Source organism: Dermacoccus sp. MPR-E5 (genome assembly GCF_058809565.1).
This window is the reverse complement of the sequence record NZ_JBXASS010000012.1, coordinates 54,458-66,903: the sequence shown is the minus strand read 5'-3', so window position 1 is coordinate 66,903 and position 12,446 is coordinate 54,458. Positions and strand designations below refer to the sequence as shown.

Sequence of the window (12,446 nt, the reverse complement as noted above, 5' to 3'; positions counted from 1 at the left end):
GGCCCAAATCTGTCCCGGGTGAGGGCGTTCTGGGCTGCGCAGGTACGCTTTTCACAAAGTACGATGTGGCGGGCCCCACACGGAGGAGAAATACGTGACTCACAAGATCATGACCGTCTACGGCACAAGACCCGAAGCGATCAAGATGGCCCCATTGGTTCTGGCCCTTCGCGAGGATCAGCGGTTTGATCCGATTGTCGCGGTAACTGGGCAACATCGCGAAATGCTGGACCAGGTCAACAGTCTCTTCGGGATCAGGCCCAACGTGGACATGAACCTCATGGCTCACGGCGCGAGTCTCGAACAAATCACCTCACGTACCCTCGAGGCGGTCGCCAAGTGCATCGCCGAGGAGAAGCCGGACGCCGTGGTCGTGCAAGGCGACACGACAAGTGCGCTCGCGGGGGCCCTCGCGGCGTTCTATCATCGTGTTCCCGTGGTACACCTGGAAGCCGGGTTGCGTACCGGAAACATGAGTTCTCCATTCCCCGAAGAAGCGAATCGTCGGCTGGTCGCTCCACTCGCGGCGCTGCACTTGGCTCCGACATCTACTTCTCGCGCCAACCTCCAGCGTGAGGGTATCGCTGCAGAGGACATCGTGGTGACGGGTAACACGGTCATCGACGCGCTCAAGACCACGACCGGCATCGACACAGACTTCACCGATCCGCAGGTGGCGGACGCGTTGAACAGCGGGCGACGGATCTTGCTCGTGACCGCGCACCGCCGCGAGTCATGGGGGAACCGGATGACTGCCGCAATGTCTGCCGTCGCGGACCTGGCAACCGGGAACCCAGATCTGCTAGTGCTTCTCCCTATGCACAAGAATCCGGTCGTGCGAACGGCGATCGAACCCATCCTCTCGGCGGCCAAGAACGTGGTTCTCACCGAGCCGCTGAGCTACCACCAGTTCGCGCACGTGCTCGCGGCAGCCGACATCGTGCTCACCGATTCCGGCGGGGTGCAGGAGGAAGCTCCATCTCTGGGCAAGCCCGTTCTCGTCATGCGTGACACGACGGAACGCCCGGAGGCTGTGGAGGCCGGGACTGTGCGTTTGGTGGGCACGGACCGTGCACGGATCCATACCGAGGTCCAACTGCTCCTTGACAACACCGCGGCCTACGATTCGATGGCTACGGCCGTGAACCCCTACGGCGACGGCCACGCAGCGGAACGCTGCGTGGCCGCCATGGCGGAGCTTCTCGGGGTGGGTCGGAGGGTGGCCGAGTTCACTCCCTGATTACCTGATTACTCTCGCCAGATTCCCCGTGTGTCGACATGGGGAATCTGGCGGATGTGGTCTTTGTCGATCGCCTTGAACTGGTCGTGATCGACGAGCAGGACTACCGCGTCGGCTGATCCGAGGGCAGCGTCGAGGCTCTCGAGTCGAACGTTCTCCAACGACTCGAGGGACGCAGGTAGCTGCTCGACGTGTGGCTCCACCGCAAGAAGCTGCCACGTCGGGTCAGCCTTGCTCAGACGTGAAACAACGGTGACAGCCGGGCTCTCGCGCAGGTCGTCGATGTTCGCCTTGAATGCGAGCCCGAGGCACGCGATGACAGCGCCGGAGGGCGCGATGCGCGCCACGTCGGCGACCACGGTGTCTGGACGTGCGTCGTTCGTCTCGCGGGCAGTGCGAATGAGGTTTGCCTGGTCAGGTGCAGCATCCACGATGAACCATGGGTCGACCGCGATGCAGTGGCCGCCCACGCCAGGGCCGGGGTTGAGGATGTTCACACGAGGGTGGCGGTTCGCGAGGCGGATGACCTCCCACACATCGACTCCGATGTGGCGGCAGATTTCCGCCAGCTCATTGGCAAAGGCAATGTTCACGTCGCGGAAGGCGTTCTCGGTGAGCTTGGCCATCTCCGCAGAGGTCGCGTCTGTCAAGAGGATCTCCCCCTGGCAAAAGATCCGGTAGATCTCGGCGGCCTTCTGGGCGCAATGAGACGAGATACCACCGACAACGCGGTCGTTGCTGACCATCTCGATCATGATGCGGCCGGGCAGTACGCGCTCGGGGCAGTGCGCGACGAACACGTCCGGCGACTCGTGGTCGTGAGGGAACGTGAGGTCCGGGCGCGCCTGCGCGAGCCACTCAGCGATCTTCCGGGTCGTGCCGGCCGGGCTCGTGGACTCGAGGATCACGATGTTGCCGGGCTGGAGCACGGGTGCGATGGAGGAAACCGCCGACTCGATGTACGACAGGTCGGGTTCGTGCTCACCCTTGAAAGGGGTGGGCACGGCGATAAGGAACGCGTCGGCCGCCTCGACATGGGTGGAGGCGGTGAGCATTCCGTCCGCTACGGCCTTCTCGACCGCGGCGTCGAGATCTGGCTCGACGATCGGAACGCGGCCCGCGTTGATCTCGTCGACGAAGTGAGTATTTAGGTCGACGCCAAGCACGCGGGTGCCTCGAGAGGCCAAAGCGGCACTCGTGGGCAAGCCGATGTAGCCAAGGCCAATAACACTGATCTTCACTGCGTTTCCGTTTCGTCGTCGGTGAGGTGAGCGGAACCCGTGATCCACGCCACGACAGGCGCGGATTCCGTTTCCCATGAGAAGGCGCGGGACACTTCGTGAACCGCCCGAGCGAGCTCTGGCAGTTCATCGCGTCGCGCATAGATGTCGAGGAGGGCGTTGGTCAGGCCCTCCTGCGTCACGTCGGTCAACCACCCAAGCCCGTGTTCCGAGACGAACCGGCGGTTCTCGGGAAGGTCACCGGCGAGAACCGGCCGGCCGCTCACGACGGACTCGAAGATCTTGTTCGATAGGGAGTCATTGGCCTCATCGACGGCTTCGTACAGCGCTGTGCCGACGTGCACGCGGTGGTAGGCCGCCGGAACCTCATCCGGAGCGCAGGGCTCGTGGAAGACGATAGCTTCGGGATGGCGGCAAGAGGCCGCCAGATTCTTCAGCGCGGTCACGTACTCGGCGCCTCCGCGGCCGGTGATCTCCAGAACCACCCGAGCGCCGGTCGACCGCGCTGCGTCGGTTGCCTTGATGAGAAGCTCGATCGCGCGTCCCTCGTAGAGGCTGCCTACGCACGCGACGCGGACCACGTCCTCGTCGGGGGTCGGCACGAAGTCGCTGCGAAACTCTGCAGCCGGGGCGTTACGCGCCACGAATGTCTGAACGCCTAGGGCACGGAAGTCGTCGGCATGGCCGTCGCACACCGCCACGACGGCAAGATCCTCGGCGCCTGCCAGCCGCTTCAGTACGGCCGGCTCTACGCGGGAGAACGCTGTGCCCAGCGAGCCCTTGGTATTAATCCCTCCAGGGCGCTCGCGCCCATTAAGGAGGATCTTGGAACCATAGCGCTTCTGGTGGGCGAGCCCGATCCAGAAGAGGGACATGTGCCCCACGACGATGGCTTCGGCCGGTGTGCGGATCGCTCGCCAGGCGAGCGTGGCCACGGCCTTGGGATATGTCCTCGCTAAGTTGATGATCGCCGTTCGCGTCGAGGCGCCCTCAGCGGGCGCGGGGGTCGCGATCTTGCGCACCGTGACTCCGTCCACGACCGCGTCGCCCTCGCTCCCTGCGATGCCCACGCGCCCCACCTGCGACAGCGTGATCGCCTCGCACGCGACGCCGGCGGCGGTAAGACGTTCGCCGAGCTTCCTCGTCCGTGTCGAGTGTTCGTAGGGCAGTAGGTCGATCAATAGGGTCTTCATCATGGTTCTCCATGGGTTTTGTGATGCCAACGAACCCTGCGAAACGCGCGACGAGGGCGAAGAAGGCGCAAGCGAGGGCATGAAGCGTGAGCATGCGCAGGAACGAGTCGCTTCCGGATTTGACGAGCACGATTGTGTCAGTTGTGAGCATGATCCCGGCGAGTCGCGCGAACGCCGAGGTCGATTGCCACACATGCTTACCGGCCCATCCGAGCAGGAGTGCGGTAACTGCGAGGTAGGGAACGGCGCCCAACTTGCCGAAAAGATATGGGCCCTCCGCAAGGATAGAGGGGGGAACACCCGTGCCGTCGGCCCATCTCACGGGGAAATACTCTTGGGAGAAGGAAATGGAGAGACCGTCCGGTTTTCCGGGCCAGATGAAACGCGGGACGAGGGTGAACGGGCCACCCAGAAACTGGAGAAATCCATTTGCGATCATCGGCTCTCCGTGAGCGATCACGGCACCGAGCGTGCGCAGCACATCCAAGCCGCCGAAAACAAACGGATCCATCAGGGACTTCAAGAACCCGCGCATTCCTTCACCCCCGAATACAGAGCTCCCCGTCGCGCCTTTGCTCGTTTGGCGGATAGCTACCGCGTACCACACGCTAAAGGGAACGGCGAGGGTGCCGAGGAGGCCGAAGGACGCGAGCGAGATACGCCGGTGATGTGCCCGGGCGACAAGAATGGCTAGGAGGAACGCGATGAGGGGAAATCGAGATCCACTGACAAACAAATACAGGATGAACTGTAAGGCACAAGCGAGCGCCAGGATCTTTTGAAAAGGCGTTACCCGGGCGCACATCATGGTGAAGAGGGCGGCGACACCCGGCACGGCGGCCACGGCGTTGAGAAGACCGAGCCCAGCGAGTGCGTCTCGCCGTGTGCTTAGCGATGACAAGAGCGCGCCGAAGCCGCCAACGGCCAGGTACAGAACCCCCAAGGCCACAACGCCGGCCGAGAACGCGACCAGGAGGGGTGCCGTCAACGCCGAACGGGACGGGGCTTGAAAAGTGACCCTTGCCGGTCGACGCGCGCCAAGTGCTATGGCACTAGCCGCGGTCATGACCGTGAGTAGTGCGACAGCGATCCAGATGACGTCGTCGGGCTCAGCATTGAAGTCATCCCAGGGTGTTGCCAGCCCGATGCGCCACAGCACGGGCACGACGAGGACGGAGGACCATAGAAACGCCAAGGCCATTCCCGTCGGACTCAACCAGAAGCTTTCTGGCGAGCGCCCAGCCAAGAGGCGCATCGCAAGAAACACCCACGGAATGGCAAGCGCACAGAGGATCCATGATGTCGAGTCGGGTGTCTCCGTCGCCTCCGCGGGCGTCGTCATTACCAGGACTGCGATGCTGACTATGGAAAGGATGGATGCCGAGAGGGTGCGCGTGAAGGCGGAGCTGCTGGGAGCGCCCTGCGTTGTCCCCCGGCGACGTCGTGAACGCGCGGGCATGGGGCTCGCTTGGGTCCGCACGAGCCGTTGTGGCACGGTCCTGACAGTACGGAGGGGATACAACTCCTCGTTGGGGGAAAGCGCCTTACTCGTGGTGGTTTCGTCGTCAACGTGCTGAGCAACGCCAGTCGCGCGGCTCACCGATCTCGCCGCAAACCAGACCGCGACCGCAAAGCGGAAACAGGTAGCGCTGAAGATGGCAATCGAGCCGAGAAGGACCGGATCCTCGATGGGGAGCGTGAACAGAAGCGTGGCTAGGAGCGGAATGGCCAGCAAGCCCACGAACGCAGCTTTGAGGATGGCCCGGCTCGTTCCAACCGATCCTAGAACCGCACTGGGTACGACATAGGCCAGTCGGGTGGCCCCGGTGAGGGCCAGGAGATATACCGATAGGAGACTCGGTTGCACTTGTATGAAAGCGGTGCCTGACCAGTGCAAAAGCGATCCAAGGACAACGGCGAACGCTAGGGAAAGCACCCCCGCAGCGGCCAGCATGCGGAAGAACAGATCACTCGTCAGGGAGGACGCTCGCCGGACCAGTTCCGGAAGTGCTACGAAGCCCAGTACCGAGGCCAGCGTGATGGCGGGGTATACGGTTACGAGTTTGTTGGCCGCGTAAGCTCCGCCTGCGGCCAGGGTGTCGAACCTATAGGACAGAAAAGCCTGGTCGGCCCAGTCCAACCCTGCGAAAGTGAGCATGGAGACACCGAAACCTACGCCGATTCGGTGCAGTTCGCGCTGTCGGCGCGCACCGGTGTCTGGCGTGCGGGCGATCACAGGTAACGCGACGAGACCACAGACGAGGGCGGAGGCGAGCAGGATTCCGTTAGCCACTGTTGTCGACACGGGGCCCCGCAGCACGGCGACGACGAGCAAGAACGCGGTGAGGAGCCGGTACCCTTGCTGCAGGGCAGCGGAGGCCACATACGAACCGCGGGCGCGCAGAAGGGCCGCGGACAGCTCGCTCGCCACGACGAAAAGCGGCGCCAATGCAGCAGCTACGGTCGTGACTAGCGAAACGTGATACATCACCGCGATCACGGCAGCGCTGGCGGCTCCGAGGACGGCGGCGGCAACCAAGGACCGAAGCACGTATGGGCGGAACAGTCCATCGTCGCCCGTTTCGATGGTCCGCCGCATGAGCGCTTGATCAATACCCATGAGTGCAAGGGCCACCACGAGGGGAACAAGCTGCCTGACAATTTGATACTCACCGAAGGTCGCTGCGCTTTGAGAACGGCTTAGAAGCAACTCGGCCAAAAACAGACCACCGACCGCCGCTCCGTAGGCCATGCCCGCGCGGACGGCCGAGGACCGTGCGCTCAGATTCACTGCTGCTCTCGTGCGCTCGTGCGGTAACGACGGACGGTCGCGGGTGCACCCATGGCGAGCGCCATGCGCTCGATCGGTTTCGTCACGAGCGAGCAAGCGCCCACGACGGCACCCTCGCCGATCGACTGCGTCGCGCCGAGCACGGTGCTCCGGGCGCCGATCCACGCCCCGTGCCCGATCACTAGCGGGCGGGCCACCTTCCCCTGGACACGCCAATGGGTGTCGGCGTCCTGAAAATTATGGTCATGACTGAGTAGCAGAGAGTCCTCTGAGACGGTGACCCCGTCCTCGATGGTGATACCACCCGAGATGTCGAGGATGCAGCGCGGTCCGATCTCGACATCTCGGCCGAGGACTAGCCGGCCGCCGAGCTCCGGGTGGGAGCGGTCGAGGCGGACGTTACTCGACATGCGAAGACCCGGTGCGTCGAGGAGACGCTCTAGGCCCTTGCGGCGCACGGTGCGCCACACGGGGATGTCGTTGGTCGACGCTGCGAGGAGGCGTGCCACGCGCAATCGGGTGAGAAAGGATTTCAGGTCTTTGTCTTTGTCGGTCATCGCGATTCTCCGGTTCGAATCCCCGCCCACTGGTGGTGACGGTGTGCCGTGGAGAGGATGAAGTTCACCGCTCGCTGGCTGCAGTTGTCGATGAGGTAGTCCTCCGGTGTGATGTCGCTGACGCCGGCGCGCTGGTAGCCCGATTCCATGGCGACGCGCACGGCCGTCACCATGTCGTCGGCGTGCAGGCCGGTCATGATGATGGCGCCCGTGTCGAGCGCCTCGGGGCGTTCGATCGAGTCGCGCAGCGTGACGGCGGGGAAGCCCATGAGTGAGCTCTCCTCGGCGATCGTGCCCGAGTCCGACAGCACGCACGCGGCCGAGAGCTGCAGCTTGTTGTAGTCGTGGAAGCCCAGCGGCTCGCTGAACGTGATGCCCTCCGGTTCCGCCCACCCCGGCAGCGCCTCGAGACGTTTGCGCGTGCGCGGGTGCGTCGAGACGAACACGGGCATGTCGAAGGCGTCGTGGACGGCGATCAACCCGTCGAGCAGGGCGCGCAGGCGCTCAGGGTTGTCCACGTTCTCCTCGCGGTGGGCGCTGACGAGGAAGTACTTGCCCTCCTCGAGCCCGCGCTGCGCGAGGATGTCGGAGGCCTTGATCTGCTCGGTGTACGCCTCGACGACCTCACGGATGGGGGAGCCCGTCTTGATGATGCGGCGCGGGTGCAGGCCCTCGGCGAGCAGGTTGCGGCGCGCATGCTCGGTGTAGACGAGGTTGAAGTCGGCGACGTGATCGACGAGGCGTCGGTTCGTCTCCTCCGGCACGTTCTCGTCGAAGCAGCGGTTGCCCGCCTCCATGTGATACGTCGGGATCCGCAGGCGCTTGGCCATGACGGCCGCGATGCACGAGTTCGTGTCGCCGAGCACGAGCACGGCATCGGGCTGCTCGGCGCGCATCACCTCCTCGCTCTTCATGAGCGTGCCACCGAGCACCGCCCCGAGGCTCGAGGTGTCGACGGCGAGGAAGTGATCGGGCTTGCGCACGCCCAGGTCGTCGAAGAAGACGCCGTTCAGCTCGTAGTCGTAGTTCTGCCCCGTGTGCACGATGACGTGCTCGACGCCCGGGGTGTTGTCCAGCTGGTTCATCACGCGCGCGAGCCGAATGATCTCCGGGCGCGTGCCGACGATGGTCATGACCTTCATCGCTCAGGCCTCCTTGGCTTCGGCGGGGCGCACGGGCTCCCAGTACGTGTCCGGCGCGGCCGGGTTGAACAGTTGGTCGGCCCAGAACATCGTGATGAGGTCCTCGTCACCGATGTTCGTTATGTTGTGCACCCACAGCGTCGGCATGTCGATGACGGCCGGCTTCGTGCCGTCGACGTCGAAGTCGACGACCTCGTCGGTCAGCACCTTGCGCAGCGAGATGCGCGCCTTGCCACTGATGACGACGAAACGCTCGATCTTGCTCAGGTGGTAGTGCTCACCGCGCGTCTTGCCCGGCTTCGTGTACGACACGAACGACTGGCCGCCGCTGCCGTGAGCGCGCACCGTCTCGATCAGCTCCCCGCGCTGGTCGGCGTTGACCATGAGCGAGAACGGGTACTTGTTCGGGAACGTCGCCGCGCGGTAGGTGTTGAACAGGTTCGTGTGGAAACGCGTCGGCAGCTTCGGAATCTCGCCGCGGCTGTAGACGTCGTGGAACTGCTCGAGCAACGACAGCACCTCCGGCACACGCGTGTCGTGGCCGTGGGGGCGGATGAGGCGGTCGCGCGAAGACAGGGCCTCGATGAGCGAGGCCGCGGCATCCTGCACGTGCAGCAGCTCGACGGGGTTGTCGTTGACCGTCGGGGTCTCGCCCTCGAGCAGCTTGTCGACGAACGTCGCGACGAACGTGTTGTAGTACGGGCGAGCATGCTCGCCGAAGATGTTGGGCAGGCGTACCTCGACGTATGCGGCGCCGCTCGCGGTGGCAGCGTCGGCGAGGATCTCGCCAGCGCGCTCCTTGCCGCGGCCGTAGGGAGAGCCGTTGCCGACCTGCGTGGAACTCGAGTAGACGATGCGCACGGGCTTGTCGGCCGCGCGCACGGCGTCGGCGATGTCCTGCGCGAGGTCGACGTTGCCCTGCTCGACGGCGGCGTCCGTCTCCGCACGGTTGATGCCGGCCAGATGCATGACGGCGTCGGCGTCCGCGACGTGCGCCTGAAGTTCGTCCCAGTTGTCGCGGCCGATGGCGACGACGTCATGGTCGGTCAGCGTGTGCAGTCGTGCGCGCGTGTGCCAGCCGAGGAAACCATGTGCTCCGGTGATGACGATCTTCATGCGCGGGCCTCAACAATCTGCTGGATCTCGGGCAGGGTCATGAGCAGGTCGACGGCACCGTCGACGTCGAGCTGCTCGGTGTTGGCGGAGGTGTAGTCCGTCGCGTCCTTGAGTTCGGTCTCGCCCTCGGACGTGAACAGTTCGTACTCGAGCGAACGCGCGTCGAGCGGAACGCGGTAGTAGTCGCCCTGGTCGGTGGCCTTCACCATCTCCTCGCTCGACAGGAGCGTCTCGTGCATCTTCTCGCCGTGACGGGCCCCGATGACCTTGATCTGCGGGTCGTCGACGCCGAGGACCTTGGCCGTCGCCCGCGCGAGCGTCTCCACGGTGCATCCGGGGGCCTTGCGGACGAACAGGTCGCCGCGCTCGGCGTTCTCGAAGGCGTGCAGGACGAGCGAGACCGAGTCGTCGAGTGACATGAGGAAACGGGTCATGCTCGGCTCGGTGAGGGTGAGCGGCTTGCCGTCCATGATCTGCTTGACGAACAAGGGAATCACCGAGCCGCGGCTGTACATGACGTTGCCGTAGCGCGTCGTCGACACGACACTGGGGGAGTCGGGGTTGTTGCGAGCGAACGCCTGCGCACTCTTCTCCATGAGGGCCTTCGTCATGCCCATCGCATTGACGGGGTAGACGGCCTTGTCGGTCGACAGGCACACCACGGAGCGGACCCCGGCGCGGCTCGCGGCGCGCAGCACGTTGTTGCTGCCGTCGATGTTGGTGCGCACCGCCTGATCGGGAAAGAACTCACAGCTCGGAACCTGCTTGAGCGCAGCCGCGTGAAAGACGTAGTCAGCGCCGACGAAGGCGTCCTCCACGGAGTGCGCATCGCGGACGTCGCCGAGGAAGAGCTTGAGGCGCGCGTCGCTGAAACGCTTGCGCATCTCATCCTGCTTCGCTTCGTCGCGTGACAGGACGTGGACCTGCGTCACGTCCTGGGCGAGCAGGTGGCGCACCATCGTGGAACCGAACGAGCCGGTGCCGCCGGTGATGGCGATGGTCTTGCCGGCGAGGTCAGTCATGCGTGTTCTCCTTCGCGGACTGCGCGTCCGAGGGTCATCCAATGATCGAGGGGGGCGACAGGTCTCCAGCCCGCTGCAGTCAGCCACGAGGGTGATTGTGCCTGTCCGAACCAGAGCATCTCGACGCGCCGAGCCTGACCGGCCAGTCCCGGCCGCACCCGATCAGCGCGCTTGGCCGCCAAGACCAGCACCCGCGCGAGCGGGGTGGGCAGGCGACGGGGACGTCGCCCACCGAGAGCCTCGAGAAGGCCTGAAGTGGTCAGGCCTTCCGAGGGGTGGTGGACGATGGCCGGGGGCACCGTCTCGCACGTCGCGAGAAACGCGATGGCGTCGGCGACGTTCTCGAGTAGAGCCTGCGCCGTGGGGCGATTCCCGGCCCCCGCGACACTTGCAGCGGGTGAGGCCGCGAGCGAGACGAGTCGCCGGGTCACGCGGCGAGAGGGATGATGAACGCCCGGCGGGCGGTACACGACGGCCTCGAGCCCCTCGCCGCGCGCGGTGAGCACTTGCCGCTCACCGTCGGCCTTGCTGTGCGAATACGGCGAGAACGGGTGCGTAGCCTCTGACGAGTCGAGCAGGTCCGCGTTTCCTTGAACTGCCGCACTGCTCACGTGCACGAGTCTCGCGGTATTGCGACGCGACGCCCCCGCGACTGCCGCAGGCAACACACCGTTCGCCGCAGCCATGGCGGCGTCATCCCCCGTCGCCTCCGCGATTCCAGCAGCGTTCACGACGGCGTCGACTCCCGCGAATGACGGTGCCAGCTCGTCGGCGGCCCGTTGCTCCTCGGCATCCGAGGAGGCTGTCAGGCGCGGTGCGCGCACCGGCACGACCTCATGGCCACGCCGCGTCAATGCCTCGACAACAGCCGATCCGACGAAGCCGCTCGCACCGACGACGGCCACCCGGCTCATCGTGCCCCCTCTGCGACGGAGAGGAGCAGTTCGCTCAGCCGATCACCGATGACCTGCTCGCTGTAGTTGGCCAGGTAGTAGTCACGCGCCCGGCGGCCGAGCTCCGAGCGCTCCTCGGCAGAGCTGGAGGCCATGGCGCGCACAGCGTCCGCGAGTTCATCGGGGCTTTCGGGCGCGACCGCGATGCCGCCGGCGGCCTCGATGAGAGCTCCACCATCGCCGGCAACCGCGGCGATCGTCGGACGACCGCAGGCGAGATTGGCCTGCAGCTTGCTCGGCAGGGTCGCACGGTACAGCGGCACGTCCTTGAGCGTGACCAGCTGAACGTCTCCCAATGCGAGTACCTGCGCCATCCGTGAGAACGGCTGAGCACCCGAGAAGACGACATTGGTGAGGCCCTTGTCCTGGACGAGGTGGCGGAGGCGCCCCTCCGCCACGCCGGCGCCGACGAGCGCGAAGGTGATGTCGGAGTGATCACGCAGCAGTGCGGCCGCCTCGATCACGGTCTCGAGTGACTGCTGTTCACCGAGATTTCCCGCGTACATGGCGACGAAACCGCCCGAGGGGAGACCGAGCTCATCCCGCAGACCGGCGTCTACCGGGGCGGGGTGAAAACTTCGTTCCTCGGCCCAGTTGGGCACGAAGTCGATCTTGCCGCGCGGCACACCACGCTCGACGAGGAGGTCGGCCATGCCGGGCGATGTGACGGCGACCCGGGAAGCGAAGCGGTAGACCGTGTTGCAGGCTCGGTGCAGGGCCTTTTCCATCGTCCCGACACGGTCGGCGTCGTTCACGAATCCCGACGAGGTGACGGTGTCGGGCCACAAATCCTGGATCTGGACGAGGTACGGCTTCCGTTCCACGAGCCGTAGCAGCACACCGGCGGCGCCGACCGTCGCCGGTGTCGAGTAGACGAAGACGGCGTCGACATCGCGCAGGACCGCCAAGGCACCGATCGACCCTGTTGTGGCGAACGAGAGATAGTTCGCCATGCGATGGGCGGCACGATCGTCGTGGCTGGGATAGGCAGGGAAACGATGGACGGTGACGCCGTCCATGCATTCACGCTGGTACGGGCGGATGCGGTACCCGTCGAACACCTTCCCGGCGGGGTAGATGGGGTACCCCGTGACGACGTGAACGTCGTGCCCACGATCACGCAGGGCTCGCGCGATCGTGCCCGGCCCGGCAGCTGCACCGCCCTCCGGGTCATACCAGTGGCTGATCATT

10 protein-coding genes are annotated in these 12,446 nt (G+C 65.1%); 1 reads left to right on the top strand and 9 read right to left on the bottom strand.

The features are described from left to right. Positions 1-109: 109 nt before the first annotated feature. Positions 110-1,240, top strand: coding sequence for a non-hydrolyzing UDP-N-acetylglucosamine 2-epimerase (gene wecB / locus AC1RS9_RS10595; protein ID WP_492921457.1), 1,131 nt, complete (start codon positions 110-112; stop codon positions 1,238-1,240). 8 nt (positions 1,241-1,248) lie between these two features. Here wecB (AC1RS9_RS10595) and wecC read toward each other — a convergent pair whose 3' ends face one another. From wecC to AC1RS9_RS10550, 9 genes are read right to left on the bottom strand one after another with little or no spacing between them, the layout of a single operon-like run. Next, on the bottom strand, positions 1,249-2,481 hold the full coding sequence (gene wecC, locus AC1RS9_RS10590) for a UDP-N-acetyl-D-mannosamine dehydrogenase (RefSeq protein ID WP_492921391.1): 1,233 nt from the start codon (positions 2,479-2,481) through the stop codon (positions 1,249-1,251). Continuing rightward, positions 2,478-3,503 carry a glycosyltransferase gene (locus AC1RS9_RS10585; protein ID WP_492921389.1) on the bottom strand — a complete coding sequence of 342 codons (1,026 nt, stop codon included), beginning with the start codon at positions 3,501-3,503 and terminating at the stop codon, positions 2,478-2,480. Before AC1RS9_RS10585 ends, wecC begins: the two co-directional genes overlap by 4 nt. After that, positions 3,472-6,465, bottom strand: coding sequence for a hypothetical protein (locus AC1RS9_RS10580; protein ID WP_492921387.1), 2,994 nt, complete (start codon positions 6,463-6,465; stop codon positions 3,472-3,474). Before AC1RS9_RS10580 ends, AC1RS9_RS10585 begins: the two co-directional genes overlap by 32 nt. Continuing rightward, entirely contained in the window at positions 6,462-6,974 is a 513-nt protein-coding gene (locus AC1RS9_RS10575; protein WP_492921385.1) for an acyltransferase, read from the bottom strand. Before AC1RS9_RS10575 ends, AC1RS9_RS10580 begins: the two co-directional genes overlap by 4 nt. Positions 6,975-7,018: 44 nt before the next feature. Continuing rightward, on the bottom strand, positions 7,019-8,164 hold the full coding sequence (gene wecB, locus AC1RS9_RS10570) for a non-hydrolyzing UDP-N-acetylglucosamine 2-epimerase (RefSeq protein WP_492921383.1): 1,146 nt from the start codon (positions 8,162-8,164) through the stop codon (positions 7,019-7,021). Positions 8,165-8,167: 3 nt separating this feature from the next. After that, complete coding sequence (locus tag AC1RS9_RS10565) at positions 8,168-9,280, bottom strand: polysaccharide biosynthesis C-terminal domain-containing protein (RefSeq protein WP_492921381.1); 1,113 nt, start codon at positions 9,278-9,280, stop codon at positions 8,168-8,170. Next, positions 9,277-10,302 carry a polysaccharide biosynthesis protein gene (locus tag AC1RS9_RS10560; RefSeq protein ID WP_492921379.1) on the bottom strand — a complete coding sequence of 342 codons (1,026 nt, stop codon included), beginning with the start codon at positions 10,300-10,302 and terminating at the stop codon, positions 9,277-9,279. The genes AC1RS9_RS10565 and AC1RS9_RS10560 overlap by 4 nt, the downstream gene beginning before the upstream one ends. Continuing rightward, positions 10,299-11,216: an NAD-dependent epimerase/dehydratase family protein gene (locus AC1RS9_RS10555; protein ID WP_492921377.1), complete on the bottom strand. Its 918-nt coding sequence runs from the start codon at positions 11,214-11,216 to the stop codon at positions 10,299-10,301. Before AC1RS9_RS10555 ends, AC1RS9_RS10560 begins: the two co-directional genes overlap by 4 nt. After that, on the bottom strand, positions 11,213-12,445 hold the full coding sequence (locus tag AC1RS9_RS10550) for a glycosyltransferase family 4 protein (RefSeq protein WP_492921455.1): 1,233 nt from the start codon (positions 12,443-12,445) through the stop codon (positions 11,213-11,215). Before AC1RS9_RS10550 ends, AC1RS9_RS10555 begins: the two co-directional genes overlap by 4 nt. Position 12,446: the final 1 nt, after the last annotated feature.

Excerpts from the sequence above, each read along its gene's own strand:
- wecB (WP_492921457.1), top strand. The coding sequence starts at position 110 with ATGACCGTCTACGGCACAAGACCCGAAGCGATCAAGATGGCCCCATTG.
- wecB (WP_492921383.1), bottom strand. The coding sequence starts at position 8,164 with ATGAAGGTCATGACCATCGTCGGCACGCGCCCGGAGATCATTCGGCTC.
- AC1RS9_RS10565 (WP_492921381.1), bottom strand. The coding sequence starts at position 9,280 with ATGAAGATCGTCATCACCGGAGCACATGGTTTCCTCGGCTGGCACACG.
- AC1RS9_RS10560 (WP_492921379.1), bottom strand. The coding sequence starts at position 10,302 with ATGACTGACCTCGCCGGCAAGACCATCGCCATCACCGGCGGCACCGGC.
- AC1RS9_RS10555 (WP_492921377.1), bottom strand. The coding sequence starts at position 11,216 with ATGAGCCGGGTGGCCGTCGTCGGTGCGAGCGGCTTCGTCGGATCGGCT.
- AC1RS9_RS10550 (WP_492921455.1), bottom strand. The coding sequence starts at position 12,445 with ATGATCAGCCACTGGTATGACCCGGAGGGCGGTGCAGCTGCCGGGCCG.